Origin of the sequence: Pseudomonas mandelii (assembly GCF_900106065.1) — a bacterium.
GTDB classification, from domain to species: domain Bacteria; phylum Pseudomonadota; class Gammaproteobacteria; order Pseudomonadales; family Pseudomonadaceae; genus Aquipseudomonas; species Aquipseudomonas mandelii.
On sequence record NZ_LT629796.1, the window covers coordinates 1,424,800 to 1,448,929 of the forward strand.

The 24,130-nt window shown below is 61.3% G+C and carries 21 protein-coding genes and 2 pseudogenes; 15 read left to right on the forward strand and 8 right to left on the reverse strand.

Features of this window, described 5'->3' with window-relative positions; all coding sequences use genetic code 11:
- Window positions 1-169 precede the first annotated feature (169 nt).
- A complete protein-coding gene (locus BLU63_RS06535) occupies window positions 170-2,563 on the forward strand; it encodes a heavy metal translocating P-type ATPase (protein ID WP_010463808.1) in 2,394 nt (797 codons plus the stop codon).
- Window positions 2,560-2,973, forward strand: coding sequence for a Cu(I)-responsive transcriptional regulator (gene cueR, locus BLU63_RS06540; RefSeq protein ID WP_010463810.1), 414 nt, complete (start codon window positions 2,560-2,562; stop codon window positions 2,971-2,973). Before BLU63_RS06535 ends, cueR begins: the two co-directional genes overlap by 4 nt.
- Here the strand turns inward: cueR and BLU63_RS06545 are convergent.
- Together BLU63_RS06545 and BLU63_RS06550 are read right to left on the reverse strand one after the other, a co-directional pair.
- Entirely contained in the window at window positions 2,927-4,144 is a 1,218-nt protein-coding gene (locus tag BLU63_RS06545; RefSeq protein ID WP_083375119.1) for an MFS transporter, read from the reverse strand. The two genes, cueR and BLU63_RS06545, sit on opposite strands and share 47 nt — an antisense overlap.
- Window positions 4,145-4,281: 137 nt before the next feature.
- A complete protein-coding gene (locus tag BLU63_RS06550; RefSeq protein ID WP_010463815.1) occupies window positions 4,282-5,175 on the reverse strand; it encodes a PA4780 family RIO1-like protein kinase in 894 nt (297 codons plus the stop codon).
- Window positions 5,176-5,622: 447 nt separating this feature from the next.
- Here BLU63_RS06550 and BLU63_RS33710 point away from each other — a divergent pair.
- Window positions 5,623-6,711 (forward strand): annotated as a pseudogene (locus BLU63_RS33710) (cache domain-containing protein); the annotation flags it as partial.
- 129 nt (window positions 6,712-6,840) lie between these two features.
- The gene (locus BLU63_RS33715; protein WP_370654461.1) at window positions 6,841-7,569 is read left to right on the forward strand and encodes a methyl-accepting chemotaxis protein; all 729 of its coding nucleotides are present in this window, start codon (window positions 6,841-6,843) and stop codon (window positions 7,567-7,569) included.
- Between the two features lie 165 nt (window positions 7,570-7,734).
- Here the strand turns inward: BLU63_RS33715 and BLU63_RS06560 are convergent, their stop codons facing one another.
- Complete coding sequence (locus BLU63_RS06560; protein ID WP_083375120.1) at window positions 7,735-8,526, reverse strand: AraC family transcriptional regulator; 792 nt, start codon at window positions 8,524-8,526, stop codon at window positions 7,735-7,737.
- Window positions 8,527-8,610: 84 nt separating this feature from the next.
- On the opposite strand from BLU63_RS06560, the gene BLU63_RS06565 reads away from it, so the two are divergent.
- Window positions 8,611-9,639: a bile acid:sodium symporter family protein gene (locus BLU63_RS06565; protein ID WP_083375121.1), complete on the forward strand. Its 1,029-nt coding sequence runs from the start codon at window positions 8,611-8,613 to the stop codon at window positions 9,637-9,639.
- Here the strand turns inward: BLU63_RS06565 and BLU63_RS06570 are convergent.
- A complete protein-coding gene (locus BLU63_RS06570) occupies window positions 9,626-10,903 on the reverse strand; it encodes an acetyl-CoA C-acetyltransferase (protein ID WP_083375122.1) in 1,278 nt (425 codons plus the stop codon). The two genes, BLU63_RS06565 and BLU63_RS06570, sit on opposite strands and share 14 nt — an antisense overlap.
- A gap of 222 nt (window positions 10,904-11,125) precedes the next feature.
- On the opposite strand from BLU63_RS06570, the gene BLU63_RS06575 reads away from it, so the two are divergent.
- A complete protein-coding gene (locus BLU63_RS06575) occupies window positions 11,126-12,478 on the forward strand; it encodes a 3-oxoacyl-ACP reductase (protein WP_083375123.1) in 1,353 nt (450 codons plus the stop codon).
- A 2-nt stretch (window positions 12,479-12,480) separates the two neighbouring features.
- A complete protein-coding gene (locus BLU63_RS06580; protein ID WP_077750225.1) occupies window positions 12,481-13,335 on the forward strand; it encodes a MaoC family dehydratase in 855 nt (284 codons plus the stop codon).
- Between the two features lie 107 nt (window positions 13,336-13,442).
- On the opposite strand, the gene BLU63_RS06585 is transcribed toward BLU63_RS06580, so the two are convergent.
- The gene (locus tag BLU63_RS06585; RefSeq protein ID WP_010463827.1) at window positions 13,443-13,853 is read right to left on the reverse strand and encodes a response regulator; all 411 of its coding nucleotides are present in this window, start codon (window positions 13,851-13,853) and stop codon (window positions 13,443-13,445) included.
- Between the two features lie 68 nt (window positions 13,854-13,921).
- Entirely contained in the window at window positions 13,922-14,134 is a 213-nt protein-coding gene (locus BLU63_RS06590) for a Flp family type IVb pilin (RefSeq protein WP_083375124.1), read from the reverse strand.
- Between the two features lie 326 nt (window positions 14,135-14,460).
- Here BLU63_RS06590 and cpaB point away from each other — a divergent pair, with 326 nt between their 5' ends.
- From cpaB to BLU63_RS06630, 8 genes are read left to right on the forward strand one after another with little or no spacing between them, the layout of a single operon-like run.
- Window positions 14,461-15,402 (forward strand): Flp pilus assembly protein CpaB, encoded by a 942-nt coding sequence (gene cpaB, locus BLU63_RS06595; RefSeq protein ID WP_083375125.1) that lies wholly within the window; start codon window positions 14,461-14,463, stop codon window positions 15,400-15,402.
- 21 nt (window positions 15,403-15,423) lie between these two features.
- Complete coding sequence (locus BLU63_RS06600) at window positions 15,424-16,686, forward strand: type II and III secretion system protein family protein (protein ID WP_083375126.1); 1,263 nt, start codon at window positions 15,424-15,426, stop codon at window positions 16,684-16,686.
- On the forward strand, window positions 16,683-17,873 hold the full coding sequence (locus tag BLU63_RS06605) for an AAA family ATPase (protein ID WP_010463831.1): 1,191 nt from the start codon (window positions 16,683-16,685) through the stop codon (window positions 17,871-17,873). Before BLU63_RS06600 ends, BLU63_RS06605 begins: the two co-directional genes overlap by 4 nt.
- The gene (locus tag BLU63_RS06610; RefSeq protein WP_010463832.1) at window positions 17,870-19,150 is read left to right on the forward strand and encodes a CpaF family protein; all 1,281 of its coding nucleotides are present in this window, start codon (window positions 17,870-17,872) and stop codon (window positions 19,148-19,150) included. The genes BLU63_RS06605 and BLU63_RS06610 overlap by 4 nt, the downstream gene beginning before the upstream one ends.
- Before the next feature lie 10 nt (window positions 19,151-19,160).
- Window positions 19,161-20,045 carry a type II secretion system F family protein gene (locus tag BLU63_RS06615; protein WP_083375127.1) on the forward strand — a complete coding sequence of 295 codons (885 nt, stop codon included), beginning with the start codon at window positions 19,161-19,163 and terminating at the stop codon, window positions 20,043-20,045.
- Entirely contained in the window at window positions 20,042-20,932 is an 891-nt protein-coding gene (locus BLU63_RS06620; RefSeq protein ID WP_083375128.1) for a type II secretion system F family protein, read from the forward strand. The genes BLU63_RS06615 and BLU63_RS06620 overlap by 4 nt, the downstream gene beginning before the upstream one ends.
- Window positions 20,933-20,942: 10 nt before the next feature.
- A complete protein-coding gene (locus tag BLU63_RS06625) occupies window positions 20,943-21,656 on the forward strand; it encodes a tetratricopeptide repeat protein (RefSeq protein ID WP_083375129.1) in 714 nt (237 codons plus the stop codon).
- A 10-nt stretch (window positions 21,657-21,666) separates the two neighbouring features.
- A complete protein-coding gene (locus BLU63_RS06630) occupies window positions 21,667-21,936 on the forward strand; it encodes a DUF3613 domain-containing protein (protein ID WP_010463836.1) in 270 nt (89 codons plus the stop codon).
- A 98-nt stretch (window positions 21,937-22,034) separates the two neighbouring features.
- On the opposite strand, the pseudogene BLU63_RS06635 reads toward BLU63_RS06630, so the two are convergent.
- Window positions 22,035-22,322 (reverse strand): annotated as a pseudogene (locus BLU63_RS06635) (DUF6124 family protein); the annotation flags it as partial.
- A 1,007-nt stretch (window positions 22,323-23,329) separates the two neighbouring features.
- Entirely contained in the window at window positions 23,330-24,112 is a 783-nt protein-coding gene (locus BLU63_RS06645; protein ID WP_083377247.1) for a response regulator transcription factor, read from the reverse strand.
- Window positions 24,113-24,130 lie beyond the last annotated feature (18 nt).

Here is a 24,130-nt window from a genome sequence, read left to right on the forward strand (position 1 = left end):
CTTCAACGGACGCTCTGCGTTGGGCTTTTAAATGGGACGCGGAGCGTCCCGGCTGCATTTCCACACAGAGCGTGGGAACGATCAGGTCTTTTGATCTGAGACATGGCGCTTGACCTTGCCAGCATGGCAAGGTTGATCCTGTAGACATCTTCTACAGGGAGCGCGACCGATGTCCGAATCCACTACGTTCGATCTGCCGATTGCCGGCATGACCTGCGCCAGTTGCGCGGGGCGTGTCGAGCGTGCCTTGAGCAAAGTCATCGGCGCTTCTGCCGTCAGCGTCAACCTCGCCACCGAGCAGGCGCGGGTCCAGGCGCCCGGCGACAGCCTGCCGGCCTTGATCGACGCGGTGCAGCAGGCCGGCTACAGCGTGCCGCAGCAAAGTCTGGAGTTGAGCATCGACGGCATGACCTGCGCTTCCTGCGTCGGTCGCGTCGAACGGGCGCTGGCCAAAGTGCCCGGGGTGAAAAGCGTCAGCGTCAACCTGGCGAACGAACGGGCGCATCTGGAACTGCTCGGACACATCGATCCGCAAACCTTGATCGCAGCGGTCACCAAAGCCGGTTACAGCGCCAGCGTCTGGGAAGTCGAACACCCGCAAACCGATCAGCAACAGCAGCGCCTGCACCGTGAGCGCTGGGCGTTGATCATGGCGATCGCCCTCGCCCTGCCGCTGGTGTTGCCAATGCTCCTGCAACCGTTTGGCGTGCACTGGATGCTCCCGGCCTGGGTGCAATTCGCGCTGGCCACGCCGGTGCAGTTCATTTTCGGCGCACGTTTTTATGTGGCCGCCTGGAAAGCCGTGCGCGCCGGGGCTGGCAACATGGATTTGCTGGTCGCCCTCGGAACCAGCGCCGGCTATGGCTTGAGTCTTTATGAATGGGCCACGGCGGCCGGGCGCATGCCTCATCTATATTTCGAAGCCTCGGCGGTGGTGATTGCCTTGGTGTTGCTGGGCAAATACCTGGAAAGCCGTGCCAAGCGCCAGACCGCCAGCGCCATCCGCGCCCTCGAAGCCTTGCGCCCGGAACGCGCCATTCAGGTGATCGACGGCCGCGAGCAGGACGTTGCCATCAGCGCCTTGCGCCTCAACGACCTGGTCATGGTCAAACCCGGCGAACGCTTCCCGGTGGACGGTGAAGTGGTCGAAGGCCAGAGCCACGCCGACGAAGCGCTGATCAGCGGCGAAAGCCTGCCGGTGCCCAAGCAGCCCGGTGACAAGGTCACGGGCGGTGCCATCAATGGCGAAGGCCGGTTGCTGGTTCGCACTCAAGCGTTGGGGGCGGAAACCGTGCTGGCGCGGATCATCCGTCTGGTCGAAGACGCCCAAGCCGCCAAAGCGCCGATTCAGAAGCTGGTGGATAAAGTCAGTCAGGTATTTGTGCCTACCGTTCTGTTGATCGCGTTGGCGACGCTGATTGGCTGGTGGTTGTACGGCGCGCCGATTGAAACCGCGTTGATCAACGCCGTCGCCGTGCTGGTCATCGCTTGCCCTTGCGCACTCGGGCTGGCCACGCCGACCGCGATCATGGCCGGCACCGGCGTCGCGGCCCGCTATGGGATTCTGATCAAGGACGCCGAAGCGCTCGAACGCGCTCATGAAGTCAGCGCCGTAGTGTTCGACAAGACCGGCACGCTGACCTCGGGTTCGCCGCGAATCGCTCATCTGAGTGCCACTAACGGTGACGAAGCCGCCCTGCTGCAAATGGCCGGCGCCCTGCAACGCGGCAGTGAACACCCGCTGGCCAAGGCGGTTCTGGACGCCTGCGCCGAACGGGTTTTGACCGTGGCCGACGTTAGCGACAGTCAATCGCTGACCGGTCGCGGCATCGCCGGAACGCTCGACAGCCGTCGTTTGGCCTTGGGTAATCGCAGGCTGCTGGAAGAAAGCGGTTTGAGCGCAGGGGATCTGGCCGACTCCGCAACTGCGTGGGAAACCGAAGGCCGCACCCTCTCCTGGTTGATCGAACAAAGCCCCGAGCCAAAGGTACTGGGCCTGATCGCGTTTGGGGACACCCTCAAACCCGGCGCGCTGCACGCTGTGCAACAGCTCAGCGCACGCCACATCAGCAGCCACTTGCTGACCGGCGACAACCGCGGCAGTGCCAAAGTGGTTGCCGAAGCGCTGGGCATTACCAATGTCCACGCCGAAGTCTTGCCGGCAGACAAAGCCGCCACCGTCGCCGAACTGAAAAAAACCGGCGTGGTGGCGATGGTCGGCGACGGCATCAACGACGCCCCGGCCCTGGCGGCCGCCGACATCGGCATCGCCATGGGCGGTGGCACCGACGTTGCCATGCACGCAGCCGGCATCACCCTGATGCGCGGCGATCCACGACTGGTGCCCGCCGCGCTGGAAATCAGCCGCAAGACCTACGCAAAGATCCGGCAAAACCTGTTCTGGGCGTTCGTCTATAACCTGATCGGCATTCCGCTGGCTGCGTTCGGCTTCCTCAATCCGGTGCTGGCCGGCGCGGCGATGGCGCTGTCCAGCGTCAGCGTGGTGAGCAATGCGTTACTGTTGAAAACCTGGAAACCCAAGGACCTGGAGGACAATCGATGAACATCGGCCAAGCAGCGCGGCACAGCGGCCTGAGCGCGAAGATGATTCGTTATTACGAGTCCATCGGCTTGCTGAAGGCCGCCCACCGCACCGACAGCGGCTACCGCATTTATGGCGACGATGACCTGCACACGCTGGCGTTCATCAAACGCTCCCGGGACTTGGGGTTTTCGCTGGAAGAAGTGGGAAAGTTGCTGACCCTCTGGCAGGACCGCCAACGGGCCAGCGCCGACGTGAAAGCCCTGGCCCGCCAGCACATCGACGAGCTGAACCAGAAGATCCGCGAGTTGGGTCAGTTGCGCGACACCCTGCAGGACCTGGTCGAACACTGTCAGGGCGACCATCGTCCCGATTGTCCGATCCTCAAGAACCTGGAGTCGGGCTGCTGCGCGTCACCCGTTCGCCCCTGATCGCGAGCACCTTCACCACCAGCAACGTGGTCAGGGGAACGCCGTGGAACAGCAGCACCACGGCCCCCGGCGTCCACCACGAATAGAACGGCGCGGCGATCAACATGCCGACCCCGAAACCGGTCATTTGCAGCAGTGTCAGCAAGCTGAAGATCGGCAGGCGCAGGCTGTCCGGTTCACGTTGCAGACGCGACATCAGGCCGACCTCGGAGAAGCCGTCACCCAATCCGGCCGGTAACGAGAACAACAGCAAACCGTAGAGGGTCTGCTGCTGGAACATCAGGATAAAACCGCAGGACATCAGCAATACCCCGAAGAAAAATCGCCGCTCCAGGTGTGCATTGTCCGCCCCTTTCAGGCGACTGGCGATTCGCGCGCCGATCAGCTTTCCGCACGCCCAGACGGCCAGCATCAGGCCCAGCGTGGTGCTGGCCGACTCGGGCGTCAGTAGCCGGGAAATGATCGGAAAGCCGACGTTGTGCGCCGCGCTGCCCAAGGTGTCGGCCATGGTGACGGCGAGCATCGCGGCCACCACGGGCGTACTGCGCAAGCCTTGGCGCAAAGCGTGCCACTCACTACGAGGCTGGGTTGGTTCGGGATCGGGTGCTGGTCGGGAAAACCGCAACGGCAGGATGAACAACGCGGCCAGCAGATAAGTGACCACGTTCAATGCGAACACCGTTTCAAAGCCGAAGGCCGCCACCAACAGTCCTGCCACCAGGCTCCCACCGACCATGGCCGCCGACGAGGCCGAGGTGATCCAGGCGTTGGTCTTGAGCAAGTGCTCGCCTTCGATCAGGTGCGGCAACTGGCTGTTGAGGCCGATGGCGAACATTGAGTTGCCGAACCCCAGGCCGAACGCGATCAACGGTAAAAGCAGCGCTTGCTGGGCGACCGGCAGCACCAGCAACAGGCCCAACAACCCTGCGCGCAGCAAATCAAAGGCAATCAGCGGCATGCGCCCGGCCCAGCGGCGATAGAACGAGGTGCCGATCAAGCTGGCGAAAACCCCTCCGCCCACCCGGCTGGCGAGGAAAATGCCAACGCTCATGGCGCTGTTGCTGAGCAGGTAGACGTAAGTGGCCAGGGCGACCATGTTGAGAAAGGCGCCGAAGTCCGAGACCAGACGGGCCGCGATGATCAGCTGGGCATTGCGGGTGGAGGGGTTCACATTCAGTCCTTGAGTGTGGGAGTCGCAGGGAACAATCCACTGTAGGCGCGAGCAGGCTCACTCCCACAAATGATCTCCAGTGTTTAGGGATCAGCATTTACAAAAAACCCGGCCGAAGCCGGGTTTTCGTCAACCGATCACTGCATCCACGGTGGAGGCGGTTCTTCGGTTTTGCCCGGTGGCGCGTCATCTGCCGCGCGCACCGCCTGTTTACGCTCTTCATCCAGGCGTGCCGCCTCGATTTCGCGTATGACACCGCCGACGTCGGCCAATTCTTCCGGTTCGTCGAACTCGCCCGTCAACACGCTGGCCGGGTGCAAGGTGCCGGCTTCGTACAGCGCCCACATTTCCTTGGCGTATTTGGTCTTTTTCAACTCTGGCGCAAACCGGCCGAAGTAAGACGCCATGTTGCCCACGTCCCGCTCCAGCATGCTGAACGCGTGGTTGTTGCCCGCCGCGTCTACCGCTTGCGGCAAGTCGATGATCACCGGGCCCGTCGGAGTCAACAGCACGTTGAACTCGGACAGGTCACCGTGCACCAGACCGGTACACAGCATCAGCACGATCTGCGAAATCAGGAACGCGTGATATTCGCGCGCCTGGTCCGGCTCCAGCACCACGTCGTTCAGACGCGGCGCGGCATCGCCGTACTCGTCGGCCACCAGCTCCATGAGCAGTACGCCTTCGAGGAAGTCATACGGCTTGGGCACCCGAACACCGGCACCGGCCAGACGGAACAGCGCCGCCACTTCGGCGTTCTGCCAGGCGTCTTCGGTTTCTTTCTTGCCGAATTTCGAGCCTTTGGCCATCGCTCGAGCCTGGCGGCTGTTGCGCACCTTGCGGCCTTCCTGATATTCGGCCGCCTGACGGAAACTGCGTTTATTCGCCTCCTTGTAGACCTTCGCGCAACGTAGCTCGTTACCGCAGCGCACCACATAAACAGCTGCTTCTTTACCACTCATGAGTGGGCGCAGCACCTCGTCGACCAGACCGTCCTCGATCAGGGGTTCAATGCGTTTTGGAGTCTTCATCAGCTTTTATTGTGGGTCCTTTATTACCAAACACGCGAAAGTCTTTCGTTATACGGCAATCCACTCGTTCGGGGGAGGGGTTGCCGACCTATGAACGTCGTGATGCACACAATGTGCCGAATTAATCGGCCAACTCCTTTCGGTCGTCATCGGCCGCCCGAGATCATAGCTGAGCCTGCACCACTGTGTGGCGAAGGGGTGCGAGGGCATTTGCGACAGAAGCTGACACCTTAATTCACACCCTTCGTAGGATATTTCTCACCAAGCCTCAATTTCCCATTAATTCAGCCGAAGTCCTCAGTGACAGAGTGATTTGTCCGACAATCGTTCCGACTACAAAAACGATGGCGCGCTCAGGGATCCGGGTTGATCAAATACGTTTACGGCTGCCAATAATCCGCGAGTCATCTGCACTGCGTGGGCCTACAAGAAAAATCTGGAGCGCGGATGAACATCAAACAGAAGTTGACCTGGGCGTTTGCAATCATCGCCTGCCTGCCCGTGGTGCTGGTCGCCACCCTCGTGGTGCTGAATCTGCGCAGTGACGCCAAGGAGAATTTCGTCGACAGCAGTGGTCGTGAAATTCGTCAGGTCAGCAACGCCATGCAATTGTTCTTCGACGGCATCAGCCAGAACGTCGACTACCTGGCCAGACAACCGCTGATCAAGAACTCCGACGACAGCCTCAAGACCTACATGAGCGCCAACGCCGAGAGCATTCCCCAAGGCGAGATGGACAAAAAGGTCTTCAGCCTCCTGCAGGACCTGGGCAACAGCCATCCGTCCTACGCCTATGCCATCCTCGGCACTGCGGCGGGCGGTTACGTGTCCTGGCCGGACGACGCGAAGCTGAACAATTACGACCCGCGCCAGCGCCCCTGGTACAAGGCGGCCCAGGCCAAGCCGGGCAAACCATTTCGCACCGAGGCCTATTACTGGGCCCAGGACGATGCGACCTACGTCAGCACCGTGCGCACCATCGACAACCAATTGGGCACCAACGGCGGCGTGGTCAGTATCGACGTGACGCTCAAGCAGCTCACCGAGATCGTCAAGCAGATCAAACTGGGTGAAACCGGCTACCTGATGCTGCTGGAAAACACCGGCACCGTGCTGGTCGATCCGAAACAACCGGAACACAACTTCAAAGCCCTGAGCAGCCTCGGCGAAGGTTATGCGCAACTGGCCAAGGCCGGCAAAGGCCTGGTGGAAGTCGAGTTGAACGGCGAACGCTACATGGCCAACGTCTGGCCGTCGGAGCAACTGGGCTGGACCTTTATCGGCCTGATCAAGCAAAACGATGTGATGAGCTCCGCGACTCAACTGACTTGGCTGATCGCAATCATCGCCGCCGTTCTGGCAGTGTTCTTCGCCATCATTGGCGCCAGTTTCGCCAGTGTCATCGTGCGACCGATCCGCAGCGTGGCCAGCGGCCTGGAAGGCATCGCCCAAGGTGAAGGCGACCTGACCAAAAACCTGGAAATCCGTGGCAGCGACGAAACCGCGCAACTGGCCAACTGGTTCAATCAGTTCCTGACGGCGATTCGTAACCTGATCCAAAGCATCGGCGGTGCCGCGACCAAGATTCTCGCCACCTCGAAGAGCTCGACTCAGGTTTCCAGCGACATGGCTGAAGCCGCCGGGCGCCAGCGTGAGGCGGTGGACATGGTGTCCACGGCGTTCCATGAAATGGTCGCCACCGCCAACGAAGTCGCGCGCTCATGCAGCCAGGCGGCAGAATCCGCCGACAGTGGCCAGCGCCAGGCGCGTCAAGGTCAGCAACAGATTGATGCGGCCGTGACCAGCGTTGATCGCCTGAGCCAGGAAATCGAACAGTCGGCGCAGTCGATGCAACAGCTCGAACGCGACAGCAACGACATCCAGTCGATCCTGGGGACCATTCGCTCGATTGCCGAACAGACCAACCTGCTGGCCCTGAACGCCGCCATTGAGGCTGCACGGGCCGGTGAGCAAGGTCGCGGGTTTGCAGTGGTGGCGGATGAAGTCCGGGCACTGGCCAAACGCACGGCGGATTCCACGGCGGAAATCGATGGCTTGCTGGGCAACCTGGCCAAGCGCACCAGCCAAGTGACTCAACAGATGCATGCGAGCCTGGAAGTGTCGCAACAATCGGTGACCCGCATCGGTGAAGCGCGCAGCAGTTTCGGGCTGATTCGTGAGTCGGTGGATGTGATTCGCGACATGAACACGCAGATCGCCACGGCGGCGGAAGAACAGCATCAGGTGGCCGAAGACATCAACCGGCACATCAGCCAGATCCATGGCGACGCGCAGTTGGTGGCAGAACTGGCGAACTCGGCGCGCCTGGACTCGCAGAGCCTGGCCGGGTTGTCGAATGAACTGGACGGGTTGGTTCGTCGCTTCAGGACCTGAGGTCGCTGATCTAACGGGTCGAAAACCGATACCTGTGGCGAGGGCGCTTGCTCCCGCTCGGCCGCGAAGCGGTCGCAAACCGGTAAACACGGAATACCTGATACAGCGTGTTTACTGGATTGGGACCGCTTCGCGCTCCAGCGGGAGCAAGCTCCCTCGCCACAATTACTGTTTGAACAATTCACCGGGTGTGAAGCCGAACAACCCCTTGAACGCCGCAATAAACGCCGACGTCGAGTCATACCCACAAGACAGCGCGGCATGGGTCACGCTGTCGCCCTCCTCCAGCAAACTCAGCGACGACAGCAACCGCATTCGCTGTCGCCACCCGCGAAAGCTCAGCCCGGTCTCGCGCTGGAACAAGCGCATCAGCGTCTTTTCCGAGGTGCCCAGGCGTTGCGCCCATTCCTGCAACGTCACACTGAGCTCCGGACGTTCGATCAGCTCATTGCACAACCCGAGCAGCCGTTCATGACGCGGCAACGGCAGGGAAAACCCCACCTCCGGCAGATTCGCCAACTGATCCAGCAGCACATTCACCAGCCGCGTTTCCGGGCTATCGCCCTGCGGATACTCCACCGGCAGCAAGCAAAAACGCTTGATCAGCTCCCGGGCCAGCGGCGTGACTTCCAGCACCCGACAACGCCCGTCGGCCCACTCACAGTCCTCGCGGCGCACGTAAAGGCTGCGCATTTCGGCGCGCATCGAGGTCACCACTTGGTGTTCGAGGTCCGCCGGAATCCAGATCCCCCACTGCGGCGGCGCAAAGAAACTGCCCTCAGCCGTGTGCACGCCGAGAACGCCGCTGATGGCGTAGGAAAACTGCACCCAATCGTGGCGATGAGGTGGCGTCCACGACCCGGCATTCAGACTTTCCGCCCGAGCGAACAGCGGACGCGGTAGCGCCTTCAGCGTCGGAATGGCCCGTTCGAGGGAAAGTTGTCCGTTAGCCGGCATTGATTGGCCTTATGTCGCAAGACGGCAGATAGGGCCGACGTTAGGCTAAGTCATCAATTCTTACAAATGTATTCGGTGGCCGTTATGCATGCCTTCAAACACCTCAAACGCGTGGTCACCGACTGGTTCTTGTGCGGCATGCTGATCGCCACGCTGCTGGCGTATTTCTTCCCGGTCTTCGGCGCCACAGGTGGTGGGATGCACGCGGAATATGTGATCAACATCGGCGTGTTCCTCGTGTTCTTCCTGCACGGGGTCAATCTCTCCAGCGAGCAGATCAGCCATGGCCTGAAGAACTGGAAGCTGCACGTGATGGTCCAGGGTTTCACCTTCATGGTGTTCCCGTTGATCTGGTTGCTGAGCGACAAGCTGCTGGGGTCGCACGTGCCTTCGCTGTTGATGCTTGGCTTCTTCTACCTCTGCGCCCTGCCGTCGACCATTTCGTCGTCTGTGGCCCTGACTGGCAGCGCGGGCGGCAACGTGCCGGCGGCGATTCTCAATGCGAGTCTGTCCAGCGTGCTGGGGATATTCCTGACGCCGTTGCTGGTAAGCCTGGTGGTCGGCAGCGGTGCTGGCGGCATCGATCTGGGCTCGACGCTGCTCGACCTCTGCGCCATGTTGCTGTTGCCGCTGGTGCTCGGCCAACTGTTGCGGCCGATGTTCGGCAAGTTCTTCGCCCGCCACAAGCGCTACACCAACATCGTCGACAAGCTGGTGATTCTGTTGCTGGTGTACTCGGCGTTCTGCAACTCGATGGTCTCGGGGATGTGGCAACAACAGGGCAACGGCGTAATTCTCAGCGCACTGATCGGCAGCGTGATCCTGCTGGCGGTCATCCTGTGGATGACTACCCGCACCGCTCGCGCACTGAAATTCAGCCCGGCGGATGAGATCGCTGCGGTGTTCTGCGCCAGCAAAAAATCCCTCGCGGCCGGTGCGCCGATGGCGGCGCTGATCTTCGGCGCCAACCCTGGCCTGGGCCTGATTCTGCTGCCGATCATGATTTATCACCCGTTGCAGTTGATCGTCTGCTCGGTGATGGCCGAGAGCTACGCCAACCGCAACCGTGAACGCGTCGCGCAGCAGAACGCCGAACTGATCAGCGCTCGATAATCGCCGTCACCCCTTGGCCGCCAGCGGCGCAGATCGAGATCAGGCCTCGGCCCTTGCCCGCCGCGTCGAGCAACTTCGCCAGGTTGGCGACGATGCGCCCGCCGGTCGCGGCAAACGGATGCCCGGCCGCCAGTGAACTGCCTTTGACGTTGAGGCGGCTGCGGTCGATGGAGCCCAGCGGCGCATCGAGGCCGAGACGGGTTTTGCAATACTCCGGATCTTCCCAGGCCTTCAACGTGCAGAGCACCTGCGCGGCGAAGGCTTCGTGGATTTCGTAGTAATCGAAGTCCTGCAAGGTCAGGCCATTGCGCGCCAGCAAACGGGGCACCGCGTACACCGGCGCCATCAACAGCCCTTCGGCGCCGTTGACGAAATCCACTGCCGCGGCCTCGCCGTCACGCAAATAGGCGAGGATCGGCAAGCCACGCTCCTTCGCCCATTCTTCACTGCCCAACAGTACCAGCGACGCGCCATCGGTGAGCGGCGTGGAGTTGCCCGCCGTCATCGTGCCCTTGGCGCTTTTCTCGAAGGCCGGTTTCAGCGAGGCGAGTTTTTCCAGGGTCAGGTCCGGGCGCAGGTTGTTGTCGCGGGTCAGGCCGAGGAACGGTGTCATCAGGTCGTTGTGCCAGCCTTCGGCGTAGGACGCGGCCAGGTTCCGATGGCTCTCCAGCGCCAGCTGATCCTGTTCTTCGCGGGGGATGTTCCAGGTTTGGGCCATCAACTCGCAGTGCTGGCCCATGGACAAACCGGTGCGCGGTTCGCCGTTGCGCGGGAACTCCGGTATCAAGTCCCGGGGACGCAGCTGCAGAAAGGTTTTCAGTTTGTCGCCGGTGGTCTTGGCGCGATTGGCTTGCAGCAGCACCCTGCGCAAACCTTCACTGACGCCGATCGGCGCATCCGAGGTGGTATCGACGCCACCGGCAATGCCGCACTCGATCTGTCCCAAAGCAATCTTGTTCGCCACCAGCAACGCCGCTTCAAGGCCCGTGCCGCACGCCTGCTGAATGTCATAGGCCGGGGTGCCGGGGGACAACCGTGAACCGAGCACACACTCGCGCGTCAGGTTCATGTCTCGGGACAGCTTGAGGACCGCCCCCGCGACCACTTCGCCGATCCGCAGGCCATGCAGGTTGTAGCGTTCGATCAGGCCTTCGAGCGCTGCGGTGAGCATCGCCTGGTTACTGGCGGTGGCGTAAGGCCCGTTGGAGCGGGCGAAGGGGATTCGGTTACCGCCAATAATCGCGACGCGGCGCAGCTGGGTCATGAAAAGCTCCTGTCAAAAAATCAGATGTAAACACCGGCCCTGCAGGAGCGAAGCTTGCTCGCGAAGGCGCCGGCACATTCAATATCTCCTCTGAATGAAACATCGTCTTCGCGAGCAAGCTTCGCTCCTACACTGTTCAAGCGTAGGCCTTATATCGTGGATCGAACGACTGATTGCCATTCGTGGTCCACACTTTGAACCCCAGCTGCCGGAGTGCGTTCCATGTCTGACCGTTATATCGACTTCGCCAATTCCTCCATCGGCCATCGTCTGGTCGGGGCCATGGGACTGCCGTCTCCGGTACGCCTGGAGCGGTGGCAAGCAGGCCGACTGCGGCCTGTCGAAGGGGCGCTGTTGATTGGCGGCGGCCCGCTGACAGAGAAAGTCAGCGCTTTTGCCAATCGCCTGACCGATGCGATCTACAGCTACGGCACTGACCCCTCGCTGGCCACCGCGTGGATTCCCGGCCACGGCCCCAAGCTCAAAGCCGTGGTGTTCGACGCCAGTGACCTGATGCAGACCGATCAGCTCAAACAGCTGCGCGAGTTCTTCCAGCCGCTGATCAAGAACCTCGATCACAGCGCGCACCTGGTGATTCTGGGGCGTGCGCCAGAGACGTTGACCGACCCGTTCGCCACCAGCGCACAGCGTGCGTTGGAAGGTTTCAGTCGCTCGCTGGCCAAGGAATTGCGCAGCGGCGGCACCTTGCAGCTGATCTATGTCGGTGACGGCGCCGAGGATCAACTCGAAGGGCCGCTACGGTTTTTCCTCTCGCCCAAAAGTGCGTTTGTGTCAGGCCAGGTGGTTCGTTTGAAGGCTTGCGATACGCAGGTGTCGGACTGGACTCGCCCACTGGCCGGGCGCAAGGCGCTGGTCACGGGTGCCGCGCGCGGCATTGGCGCTTCCATCGCCGAAACCCTGGCCCGTGACGGAGCCGAGGTCATCCTGCTTGACGTACCTGTGGCCAAAACCGACCTCGATGCACTCGCTGCGCGCCTCGGCGGGCGCAGCATCACCCTGGACATCTGCGCCGAAGACGCCGCCGCGCAGTTGATCGAACTGCTGCCCGACGGCGTCGACATCGTGGTCCACAATGCCGGCATCACCCGCGACAAAACCCTGGCCAACATGACCCCCGAATTCTGGGACGCGGTGCTCGCCGTCAACCTCAACGCGCCGCAAGTGCTGACCAAGGCCCTGCTCGACAGCGGCGCCTTGCATGACAACGGGCGGGTGATTCTGTTGGCGTCCATCAGCGGCATCGCCGGCAATCGCGGGCAGACCAATTACGCGGCGAGCAAGGCCGGGCTGATCGGTCTGGCCCAGGCCTGGGCGCCGCTGCTGAGTCAACGCGGCATCAGCATCAATGCGGTGGCGCCGGGGTTCATCGAAACCCAGATGACCGCGCACCTGCCGTTCGGCATCCGTGAGGCCGGGCGACGTATGAGTTCTTTGGGCCAGGGCGGCCTGCCACAAGACGTTGCCGAAGCCGTCGCGTGGCTCGCTCAGCCGGGGACCGGCGCGTTCACCGGGCAAGCGTTGCGAGTCTGCGGCCAAAGCGTCCTGGGGGCATGAACATGATCACCGATTGGCACACCCTCAACCGCGAACCGAGCCTGACGGGGCTGTACGTGAAGGCGGCAACACGGCGCAAAATCACCGGCACCACGCTGCCCGACACGGGATTGCGCTGCTGGCTCGAGGTCGATCCGAAACGCCTGGCGGCGTATCGCAAGGTCTGTGGTTTTGCCGATAACGGTTTGCTGCCGCCGACCTATCCACACATCCTGGCGTTTGCCTTGCAGATGCAATTGCTCACGGCCAAGGACTTTCCGTTCCCGCTGCTGGGGCTGATTCACCTGAGCAATCGCATTCGTGTATTGCGCCCCATGGGTGGGGTCAACCGCGTTCGGGTCAGCGTGCAGGTGCAGAACCTGCAACCCCATGCCAAGGGTGCGACGTTCGATCTGGTGACGTCGCTTGACGATCAGTTGGGGCCGTTGTGGGAAGCTGAAAGCCAGATGCTGTGCCGCGGGGTCAAGCTCGAAGGCGAACCGGTCGAGGACGTGTTGGCATCAACCCTGGAGATGACGCAAGTGGCTCGCTGGAATGCGCCGGCGGACATCGGCCGGCAGTACGCAAAAGTATCCGGGGACTACAACCCGATTCACCTGAGTGCCGCGAGCGCCAAGCTGTTTGGTTTTCCGACGGCCATTGCTCATGGGTTGTGGAACAAGGCCCGGACATTGGCAGCGTTGAGTGAGCATCTGCCCACGGCGAATGTCGAGATGGCGGTGCAGTTCAGGAAACCGGTGCGGTTGCCGAGTGAGGTGACATTGCTGGCCAGCGCGGCGGGGTCCAGTGGGGATTTCCAGCTGCTGGGGGCGGGGGATCTTGAACATATGGTGGGACATTGGCGGCCGATTGCCTGAACCGGTTGATCATCTGTGAAATCGCCGTTGCGAGCAGGTTCGCGCCTGCAGGGGACCGCGTTTGCGAGTTGTCTGAGGCAGTGAGCCTGCTCGCGAAAAGGGCTGGCTCAGTGATTGAAGTGCGCGCTTGGCTGCGGAAACAGGTTATTGAGTGTCTCCAGCAACCGCACGTGATAGATCGGCTTGCGGAACAGGTCGAGCACCTGCAAGCGCAGCATGTCGCTGACATCCTCCATGTCTGCATGGCCGGATGTCACGATCACGGGTAAATGCTGGCGGGAGGTGTGCTCGCGCAGCCGTTTGATCAGCGACATGCCGCTTTCCTCCGGCATGCGCAGATCGGTGATCACCAGGGCGATATCAGGATGGCGGGTCAAATGATTCAGAGCGAGTTTGACCGAGGTTGCGGTAAAGCAATTGAAGCCCTCACCCTCAAGCAGTTCCGCCAGTTCCAGCAACGCATCCTCTTCGTCATCGACCAGAAGGAGTTGTTGGCGTGGGAATGCGAGAGCGTTCATAGGGTTTTCCTGCGTTGGACTAAGCGCTGACGTTAGAACTACTCAGGCCCGTTGGCAAACGGCATCGATCAAGGCGCCGCCGCCGGCAGTACCGCCTTGATACTGGTGAAGATCGAAGTAATCGAACCCGAGATCGGCGTCATGAAGGCTGCCAGCGCGACCGCCGCCATCCCCGCGATAATGGCGTACTCAATACCCGAAGCCCCTTCGGTGTCTTTCGCCAGGTTGATGTAGAAGACGACTTCAGACTTCAGCCGCTGAACAAACTGAGTGAGGGACATGACGTTTTCTCCTTGGAGGGTGCCGGGTGTTGCATGGCCGCAACATGATTCCCCTGTGCCAGCATCAGCATTGTCGGCATTTCCCTTACCAACAACTGTAAGAACGTATTAATACTTAAGTATTAACCGGCCAATCGACGCCAAAAAACCAGGTTTGGCACGATAGCCTCTTACTTTCGTTAGATATTTTCCAAGGAGTAATGGCATTTTGATCTACCTGCGCTAACGTCAAATAGCGAAATAGTTAGAAGGTCAAAGCTGCCTGATTGCGAAGTTATCTCGTTGGACCTTACGAGTCATCAAGCAGCAGGAAAGGGAGAGCCGTGATGAACAGCCGAGTCACCATGGGTCTGGCCGGTTTTTTTCTGGTGGGTGCCATCATTGCCGGTTATTGGGGGCTGACACTGAGTCGACAACCGGCCCCCGACCCCGTCACACCGCCGAACGCTGTCGCCACCGCACCTGTTCCGGCACCTGCGCCGGTAGACGATCCCACCCGTCAACCCGTTGTCGTGCTGCTGCGCGATGTGGCGCCCTTCGTTCAAATCACCGCCGCCGACGTGACCCTGGAAAAACTGCGCACCGCCCCGGCCGGCAGTCTGACCAGACTCGATCAGGCCATTGGTCGCACGCCGTGGCGCGCACTGACCGCAGGCACCTGGCTCAACGCTGAAAGCTTCGAAGCCGGCAGTGCATTGTCGCGAATGATCCGGCCCGATGAACGTGCGCTCGCCGTCGCGGTGGATGAAGTGATCAATGCCGGCGGGCAACTGAGCCCTGGCGATTATGTCGACGTGATGCTGTTTCTGCGTGCAGACGCCAACAACGTTCAGCCGTCGGCTCAGGTCGTCATCCCCGCGTTGCGGGTGCTCGGCGTCGGCGAACAGCTGGGACTGACCAACGATGGGCGCCCGGCCAAACCGGTGCGCAGCAACGAAGAACAACTCAAGCAGGACCCACAGCGCACCAACGCCCGTTCGGTGGTGCTCGCCGTGCCCGAGTCGCTGCTGAGCCGGCTGATGCTGGCGACCCAGGCCGGGGTGCTGCGCCTGGCCGTGCGCAGTGCCGAAGAGAAACGCCTGGCGCAATATTGGGCCGGCGAAAACGATTCAAACGCCCACCTTGCCCGGGCTGATCGCGACCTGGTGCAGTTCAGCCAACTGGCCCTCGTCGGCCCCCCCAAAGCACTTACCCTCGGCAGCACGGCACCGCGCAAATCAGGCGTGGAAGTCATTCGCGGCAACCAAATCTCCCAACAAACCCCCTGAGTCGAGCAAGGACGCCTTTAAATGCGCAGACGTTCCATGTCCATGTTCCAAGGCCTGCTCTGTGTCTCCTTGCTGGGCGTTCAACCGCTCGACATGACATTCGCCGCCGCGGGCAATTGCTCTGCATTAGGGCCCCTGCCGGCGGTGCTGGAAGTCGGTGAAGGGTTGCAGCAGGAACTGCAATCGCCGGTAGCGATCACGCGACTGGCCGTGGGCGATCCGAAAATCGCCGACGTGCGCGTCAACGGCAATCAGGCGTTTCTGCTCACCGGCATGGCGCCGGGCGCCACCAGCCTGATGGTCTGGACCGCCTGCGCCAGCACACCGCGCCAAAGCATGGTGTTCGTTCAGGGCCGGGCCACAGCAGCGATGACCGGCGCGGCGTCGATGCCCTCCGAAGACCCGATGCTGGCGTCGCAAGTGCAGACCGATATTCGCTTCGTCGAGGTCAGCCGGACCAAACTGAAAGAGGCCAGCACCTCGATCTACGGTAAAAACTCGAACTTCCTGTTCGGCTCACCCGGCACCGTGCCCAATACGGCAGTCACACCGCGTGTGCTGCCGCTGCGCAACATCGATCCACGCATTGCCGTGCCAAGCATTCCGCTGGCCAACGACATGTACAACATCGTCGCCGGCGGCGGTAATTTCCTCGCCATCATCAACGCCATGGAAGGCAGCGGCTTCGCCTACACCCTGGCGCGGCCGAGCCTGGTGGCGATCAGCGGGCAGAGCGCGAGCTTTCTGGCCGGCGGTGAAATCCCGATTCCGGTGCCCAGCGCCAACAGCAACAGCTACTCGATCGAATACAAGGAATTCGGCATTCGCCTGACACTCACGCCGACCGTCGTCAGCAACCAACGCATCGCCCTGAAAGTGGCGCCGGAAGTCAGTGAGCTGGATTACAACAACGGCGTCACCATCGGCGGCACCACAGTCCCGGCGCTTACCATCCGCCGCACTGACACCAGCATCTCCCTGGCCGATGGCGAAAGTTTCGTCATCAGCGGTTTGATCAGCACGCAAAACGCCTCGCAGGTCGACAAATTTCCCGGTCTTGGCGACATCCCGATACTCGGTGCGTTTTTCCGCAGTTCATCGATCAAGCGCGAGGAGCGCGAACTGCTGATGATCGTCACGCCGCACTTGGTGCAGCCGTTGGCGGCCAACGCGAAATTACCGTCGCTGCCCGGTGAACAACTGCGCAACTACGACCCCGGTTTCTATCGCATGTACTTCCTCGAAAACGGCAACTTCGATAAACGCAGCGGGTTATCGCAATGAGCCAGAACCTGAGCCAGACCTTCCTGGCAATCACCCGCAACCCCACCGACCTTGAATGGCTGCAAGGCGCCCTCGCCCCGTTGGGCCAGGTCGTCAGTGCCGGTGGCGGCAGCCTCGACGAACTGCTGACGCTGGTCGACGTGACCTTCGCCAGCCTGGTGTTCGTGGGGCTGGATCGCGAACATGTGGTGGCGCAGAGCACCTTGATCGAGGGTGCACTTGAAGCCAAACCGATGCTGGCCATCGTCGCGCTGGGCGACGGCATGGACAACCAGCTCGTGCTCAACGCGATGCGGGCCGGCGCCCGGGATTTCGTCGCGTATGGCTCGCGCTCCAGCGAAGTCGCGGGGCTGGTGCGGCGTCTCAGTAAACGCCTGCCACCGGTGGCTCCAAATACCCACCTGGGTGGCCTGACCGTGCTATATGGCGTGCAAAGCAGTGCAGACGGCGCGCTGCTCGCCAACCATATGGCGCAGGTGGTGCAAAAGAGCGGACAGCAAACCTTGCTGCTCGACCTCGGCCTGCCACGCGGCGACAGCCTGGCCCTGCTCGGCCTGGAGAGCTCGTTTCACTTCGGCGATGCCCTGCGCCATTTGCGGCGGCTGGACGCAACGCTGATCGACAGTGCGTTCACCAGCGACGGTGACGGACTGCGGATTCTGGCGTACGCCAGTCACGACGAACCGCTGGAACACACCAGCGCCGCCGAGCTGTACATGCTGCTCAGCGCCCTGCGCCAACACTTCCAGCACATTGTGGTGAACCTCACCGGTCAGCCGGACAGCGAGGCACTGCGCACATTTATCAGCCATTGCGACAAGCTGCTCTGGTACACCGATCAGAACGTGCTCGACTGTCGCCGCAACCTCGCGCTGCTGAATCTGTGGCGGGAGAAAGGCATGAAGCTTGACCACGCCAGATTGCTCATCGACCGCTACTTGCGCCACGTCGCGCCGGACTCGGAAACCCTGGGTAAAAGTTTCGGCATGGAGATCATCGCCACCCTCGCCTACAGCCCGGAAGTGCGGCTCAACGCCAAGAATCAGGGCGTCAGCCTGTTCGAACTAGCCCCTCGCGAAGGCCTGAGCCAAGGCCTGCGGGCCCTCGGTGAATGTCTGGCCAAGCGCTCCGAAGCCTTGGCCAAACCCAGGACCGGTTGGTTCAACCGGCTTCGAGGTGCGCAATGAGCAGTGAAAAACTGTTCGGTGCGCCGCAACGCGCTTCGAGCGCCAACGCCGACCATGAAGGCCTGAAACTGGTGTTGCACCGTTTCATCATCGACGCCATCGAAGAGTCCGGAAAAAACCTGCTGGAGGGTTCGCGCCAGGTACTTTCGCAATTCGTCACCGACAAAGTGGCTGAGTACATTGCGCGACTGCACCTGGCGATTTCCCGTTATGAAATGGAGCGACTGGCCGAAGAACTGGTCGACGAACTCACCGGTTTCGGTCCGCTTGAAGTGCTGCTGCGCGATCCGGCGGTGACCGAGATCCTGGTCAACGGCCCGCACCGGGTATTCATCGAGCGCGACGGTGTGCTGCATCAAAGTGACTTGCGCTTCATTGATGCGCACCACGTCGAACGCGTCATGCAACGGATTCTCGCACCACTGGGTCGGCGGCTCGATGAGTCTTCGCCGATGGTCGATGCTCGCCTGCCGGATGGCAGCCGGGTCAACGCGATCATTCCACCGATCGCCCTCGACGGCCCCTGCCTGTCAATTCGTAAATTTCGCAAGGACATGCTCAAGAGCAACGATCTGGTGACGATGCAAACCATCGATCAGCCGATCTTCGATTTCCTCCAGGAAGCCGTGGGCAAGCGCTGCAACGTCTTGATCAGCGGCGGCACCGGCACCGGTAAAACCACGCTGTTGAATATTCTCAGCCAGTTGATCAACCCACACGAGCGGCTGGTGACCATCGAAGATGTCGCCGAATTGCAACTCGGCCACCCGCATGTCGTGCGCCTGGAAACCCGTCCTCCCAATGCCGAGGGCCACGGTGAAGTGAAGTCCAGCGACTTGATCCGCAACGCCCTGCGGATGCGCCCGGACCGGATCATCCTCGGCGAAATTCGCGGTGTCGAAGTGCTCGACGTGCTCACCGCCATGAACACCGGCCACGACGGTTCGATGAGCACCGTGCACGCCAACAACGCCCAGGATGCGCTGCTGCGCCTGGAAACCCTGGTCGGCCTGACCGGTCGCGTCATTGCCGAAAAGACCTTGCGGCAAATGATCTGCGCGGCACTGGACGTGATCATCCAGTTGACGCGCATGCCCGATGGTCGACGCTGCGTCAGTGAAGTGGTGGAGGTGGTGGGCGTCCGTGACGATGTCTACGTCACCAATACGCTGTTCCGCCTCGACCGGCGCAGCGGATTCGGGTTTCTGCGCGAGGCCGTCAACCCGGCCGGCGATAAACTGCGCCGCGAGTCGGCGCTCCCGCCATCACCGTACTGAGGCTCACGGCATGCTCAAACCGGCGTTGCTCATCCTCGTTTGCCTGATCATGCTCGGCGTGTCGATTCACCTGCTGCTCAAAGGCTTGCGCCAGACTGGCACCGAGCGCGTGCTCAATCGCCTGGCCCAGGGGCAACCGCAGTTGGTGGTGGAAAAAACCTCTTGGGCAGGCCTGGAACGGGCGTTCCTGCGCGCGGGCCTTGGGCGCCCGAACGAACAGCTGGGACGCTGGATGCTGTTGTGGGCGTTCGGTACGTTGATCGGCTTCGCCGCCGGTGGCTGGATCGGGCTCGTGGTGTGTTTGCTGGTACCGCCACTCGCGTTCCGGCTGTTCATAAGCTGGCGTTATCAGCGCCGGCTCAAGCGCATGATCGAACAACTGCCGACGTTGCTCGATCACACCGTGCGCAGCCTGAAGTCCGGTCGCACTCTGGCCGACGCGGTGCTGGGCGCTATCCATGCCGCCGACAACCCGCTCAAAGAGGCCATGGGCCGGGTACAACGCAACGTGCAGTTGGGCGTCAGCCTGCCGGATGCCGCGTCGGACTTCGCCGAGCTGTATGAGAAGGATGAACTGCGCCTGTTTGCCCTCGGCCTGAAGGTCAATCACCGCTACGGCGGCAATGCCAGCGAATTGTTGGAGAACCTGATCAAGATGATCCGTGAACGCGAACAGGCCGCCCGCCAGCTCAGCGCCATGACCGGTGAAACCCGCGTGACGGCCTGGGTGCTAGGCAGTTTGCCGCTGTGCCTGGCCACCTATTTCCTGGCCGCCAACCCCGCTTACCTGCTTGCAATGTGGCACGACAGCTCAGGGCAAATGATGCTCGCGAGCGCGTTTGGCTTGCAGGCGGTGGGCAGTCTGGCGCTTTGGCGCATGTTGCGCAGCGTATGAAAATACCGCTGCTGATCAGTGCCCTGCTGTTTATGGCGGCTGCGCTGTTGCTGCTCGTCAGCCTGCTGGACCAGCGCCGGCGTGCGCGTCAGGTGGCTCAACGGCTGGACGGCAAAGCTGTTGACCACGACCGCATGGGTCATTGGCTACAAGCGCTGGGCAACAGCCGCATCGGTCAGCGTTCGGTCAATCTGGACAACGAAACCCAAACCCTGCTCAACCGCTTGGGTTGGCGCAGCGCCCGCCGCCGCTCACAGTTCGCGGCGTTCCAGGTGGGAGTGCCGGTGCTGGCGCTGGCCTTGGCATTGCTGATTCAAAGCGTGTTCTACCCCAGCGTGCAAAACCACTGGATCGCCCCGCTCTTCGCCACGGCCATCGGTTACCTGCTGCCCAAACGCCTGCTCGCCGCCGCGTCTCAACGCCGGCAAAAACAGTTGGCCCTGGAGATATCGACCTTCATTCCGCTGCTGCGCATCCTGTTTGAATCGGGCATGGCCGTCGAGCAATCGCTGCGCGTGCTGAGCCAGGAAGGCAAGCAACTGATGCCCGCATTGACCCACGAACTGCGCCTGGTTCTGGCCCGTGTCGATTCCGGCCTGGAGTTGGGCGAAGAGCTGAGCAAGGCCAGCCGCTTGTTGGCGGTCGACGAATTCACGGACACCTGCGTGATCCTTCAACAGCTGATCCACCAGGGTGGTGGTGCGATGAAATCGCTACTGGCGCTCAAGCAACTGTTCGATGACCGGCGCCTCACGCGCTTGCAGGAATACATCTCCAAGATGTCCGCCAAAATGTCCGTCGTGATGATGCTGTTTCTCTTCCCGGCGTTATTGATCGTCCTGGCCGGCCCGGGCTTCACCGCCCTGGCCCGGGCCATTGGCTCATAGAGGGATCGCGATGAAAGCAATGATTGCCGGTTTGAGTTTGCTCCTGTTGAGCGGTTGCGCCACTGACGGCCAGGCGCCATGGAACGCCCTGACCCAAAGCGCCAGTTGCAGCAAGTTGGGCTCCGATGAACAGCTGAAATTGAACCTAGCCGATGACATGGCCAACGACGGCAAACTGCACGCGAGCCTCGCCAACCTGCAAAGCCTGCCCGACAACGTCGCCGACGTGCGCTTGCGCCGGGCCAAGGTAAACCGGCTGCTGGGTCGCAGCGAAGCCGAGCCACTTTACCGCAGCCTGCTCGGCACCTGCCTCGCCGCCGCTGCCGAACACGGCCTCGGCCAGCTCGCGGCAGCCAGGGGCGACAACGGCCAGGCCCAGGCCCACCTGCAACGCGCCGCCCGACTGGCGCCAACCGATGAAAAAATCCGCAACGACCTCGGCGTGGTCTACCTCAACCAACGGCGCGTCGACGATGCACGCTTCGAATTCCTGACGGCCATGGAGCTCAAGCAAAGCGATCGACTGGCGGCGTTGAACATGGTGACGCTGCTGATTTACCAGGACGACTGGAGCCGCGCCGCCGAACTCGTCAGCCGCGTCGGCCTGAGCCCCGCCCAGGTCACCGAAGCCCAGGAACGCGCACAAAAACTCAAGGCACCGACCAAGGTGATTCCGACACCCGCAAACCAGGTCGCCGCCGTCGCGACGCCGGGCCTTCAATAGGAGCAGACAGATGAAACCGATCCTCCTTTACCTCGCCCTGCTGGCCCTGCCACTCACCGCCAACGCCCTCGACGGCCCCGCCTCTCCACAACAACAGGAAACCGAAGGCTGGTTGAAATTGCAGATCAGCCACCAGGCCGCCTCACACACCCCACAGACCTCAACCGCGACCGAACGAGAGCTGAGCATGCAGCGTTGGCTGAAGAGCTATCAGCATGAGATTCCGATGTTTTTCGATCAGGAGGAAGGGGGGACAGTGAACGGTGGGGCGGGGGGGTAGCGTCAGGCTTTCTTGCATCGAATTCATCGCCTTCGCGAGCGGTGCAGCGATCCGACGCGCCCGCGAAGAACGATGACGCGGTCTAACCGGTACATCGCTTGCGGCACATCCACATTATCCAGCGCTCGATTCACCGCCAACTCAGCCAGCATGATGACCTGCTGGATCGCCACGCCAAGGACTCGCAAGCGTGGGCCAACAGGCTTTCGTTATCGATATCGGGGGCGACGATGAACAGAGTGCTGACCTTGCGGATGACGGAGGGCAGACGGATTGAGGTAGTGATCCAGCGCGCGGTCGGCGGCTTCGTTGAGCTTTTTGGGATTGAGCGGATCGTAGGAGGAAACGTCTTTGGCTTCCGGGGGATTGGGTGTGGCTTTGAACATGGTGAAACTCCCTGATTAATGGAGCCGTCACAAAGCGCACAAGCCGGCGGATTCTGGCGTAGTCGTAGGCAAAGGAGCAAGAAACTGTAGCTTTCAGGAAGTAACGCTAAACACTATTAAACACAGCCCTCAAATCCACACACATTCCCCCTGTGGGAGCGAGCCTGCTCGCGATTGCGGTCCGACATCAGGCATTCACGTCGTCTGATACTCCGCCATCGCTGGCAGGCCAGCTCCCACTGGGTTTGGTGTACATCTGCAAAAAAAATGGTCGGCTGTCAGGCCGCCATCGCGAGCAGGCTCACTCCTACAATTGAACTAGGTACATCAGCAAATGTTGGGCGGCTGTCAGGCCGCTATCGCTGGCAGGCCAGCTCCCACAGGGTTTGGTGTACATCTGCAAAAAAATGGTCGGCTGTCAGGCCGCCATCGCGAGCAGGCTCACTCCTACAATTGAACTAGGTACATCAGCAAATGTTGGGCGGCTGTCAGGCCGCTATCGCTGGCAGGCCAGCTCCCACTGGGTTTGGTGTACATCTGCAAAAAAATGGTCGGCTGTCAGGCCACCTTCGCGGGCAAGCCTCGCTCCTACAAGAATTCAGCGTACAGCTTTTGATTCTCACCACTCATCAGGCCGAGCGTTAGCTCGCCTGCAGCTCTTGATCTTGATCCACCCGCCCCTTTCGGGAGGCTGAGTGGAGGTGTTCATCCGGGGAGTGGCGCGCAGCGCCGTTCGACGCAGTCGAACACGCTGCATGTAGGTCGTCGCGAAGCAGACCGGAGGGCAGTGTCCCCGGATGGATACCGGAGCGAAGGAACGCCGAGCCTTAGCGAGGGGCCGGACGCTTGGGGCGAGCGTTTTTTTGCTTACTTTTTTTAGGCGCTTGTAAAAAAAGTGAGTCGCCGTAAGGGCGAAACCGCCAGCCGCCGTTACCGCAAAAATGGATATGCACACAACCACCAAGAACATGGTCGGCCCAAAGGCCGCCAAAAGCGACCCACCACACTCAGTGAGCCGTAACCCGCTGGCGCATCCCGGAGTTACCGGGCGACAACGCCAACGCCAATTGCGTCCGATTATGCATATGCGTCAACCGCAACACCTGCGACACATACAACTTCACCGTGTTCTCGGTAATCCCCAACTCACAGGCAATCTGATAATTGGTCTGCCCCTTCCCCACCAACCGCGCCACATCCAGCTGCCGGGGCGACAACTGATTGAAAATCGCCGGGATCTCCACCCGATCCACATCACTGACATCAGCCCCGGAAGAATCCGCCCCCTGCGGACCACGCCGCACCTTATCCAGATCCTGATACAAATCATCGATCGACTCAGTCAGGTACTGCAGCTTCTGATTCAAATGCCCCAACTGCAGGTTCTTCTGCCGATCTTGCAACGCCACCTCTTGTCGCTGAACCCCTTCGAGCAACTCATCGAGATCAATCGGCTTCTGGTAATAATCGGCAATCCCTGCCCGCAAGGCCTTGATCACATCCTGCTTGTCCGCACGCCCAGTCAGCATGATCGCCTCGAAGGCCCGGTGCTTGCCGGACATCCGCTGCAACTCCTTCACCAGCTCAATCCCGTCCATGTCAGGCATATGCAAATCACACAGCACCAGGCCGATTTGCAGGTCCTCGCCGTAACGGGAAATGGCTTGCTTGCCCGATTCACAGGGAACGCAGCGATAGCCGCTCGCCTCCAGAAACTCGCAAAGTTCTTCAACAATCAACGCCTGATCATCAACCACGAGGACTTTTACTGCCGAGGTGAATTTGTTCACGCGCCACTCCATGCTCGG

Excerpts from the sequence above, each read along its gene's own strand:
- BLU63_RS06535 (WP_010463808.1), top strand. The coding sequence starts at position 170 with ATGTCCGAATCCACTACGTTCGATCTGCCGATTGCCGGCATGACCTGC.
- cueR (WP_010463810.1), top strand. The coding sequence starts at position 2,560 with ATGAACATCGGCCAAGCAGCGCGGCACAGCGGCCTGAGCGCGAAGATG.
- BLU63_RS06550 (WP_010463815.1), bottom strand. The coding sequence starts at position 5,175 with ATGAAGACTCCAAAACGCATTGAACCCCTGATCGAGGACGGTCTGGTC.
- BLU63_RS33715 (WP_370654461.1), top strand. The coding sequence starts at position 6,841 with ATGGTGTCCACGGCGTTCCATGAAATGGTCGCCACCGCCAACGAAGTC.
- BLU63_RS06560 (WP_083375120.1), bottom strand. The coding sequence starts at position 8,526 with ATGCCGGCTAACGGACAACTTTCCCTCGAACGGGCCATTCCGACGCTG.
- BLU63_RS06565 (WP_083375121.1), top strand. The coding sequence starts at position 8,611 with ATGCATGCCTTCAAACACCTCAAACGCGTGGTCACCGACTGGTTCTTG.
- BLU63_RS06570 (WP_083375122.1), bottom strand. The coding sequence starts at position 10,903 with ATGACCCAGCTGCGCCGCGTCGCGATTATTGGCGGTAACCGAATCCCC.
- BLU63_RS06575 (WP_083375123.1), top strand. The coding sequence starts at position 11,126 with ATGTCTGACCGTTATATCGACTTCGCCAATTCCTCCATCGGCCATCGT.
- BLU63_RS06580 (WP_077750225.1), top strand. The coding sequence starts at position 12,481 with ATGATCACCGATTGGCACACCCTCAACCGCGAACCGAGCCTGACGGGG.
- BLU63_RS06585 (WP_010463827.1), bottom strand. The coding sequence starts at position 13,853 with ATGAACGCTCTCGCATTCCCACGCCAACAACTCCTTCTGGTCGATGAC.
- BLU63_RS06590 (WP_083375124.1), bottom strand. The coding sequence starts at position 14,134 with ATGTCCCTCACTCAGTTTGTTCAGCGGCTGAAGTCTGAAGTCGTCTTC.
- cpaB (WP_083375125.1), top strand. The coding sequence starts at position 14,461 with ATGAACAGCCGAGTCACCATGGGTCTGGCCGGTTTTTTTCTGGTGGGT.
- BLU63_RS06600 (WP_083375126.1), top strand. The coding sequence starts at position 15,424 with ATGCGCAGACGTTCCATGTCCATGTTCCAAGGCCTGCTCTGTGTCTCC.
- BLU63_RS06605 (WP_010463831.1), top strand. The coding sequence starts at position 16,683 with ATGAGCCAGAACCTGAGCCAGACCTTCCTGGCAATCACCCGCAACCCC.
- BLU63_RS06610 (WP_010463832.1), top strand. The coding sequence starts at position 17,870 with ATGAGCAGTGAAAAACTGTTCGGTGCGCCGCAACGCGCTTCGAGCGCC.
- BLU63_RS06615 (WP_083375127.1), top strand. The coding sequence starts at position 19,161 with ATGCTCAAACCGGCGTTGCTCATCCTCGTTTGCCTGATCATGCTCGGC.
- BLU63_RS06620 (WP_083375128.1), top strand. The coding sequence starts at position 20,042 with ATGAAAATACCGCTGCTGATCAGTGCCCTGCTGTTTATGGCGGCTGCG.
- BLU63_RS06625 (WP_083375129.1), top strand. The coding sequence starts at position 20,943 with ATGAAAGCAATGATTGCCGGTTTGAGTTTGCTCCTGTTGAGCGGTTGC.
- BLU63_RS06630 (WP_010463836.1), top strand. The coding sequence starts at position 21,667 with ATGAAACCGATCCTCCTTTACCTCGCCCTGCTGGCCCTGCCACTCACC.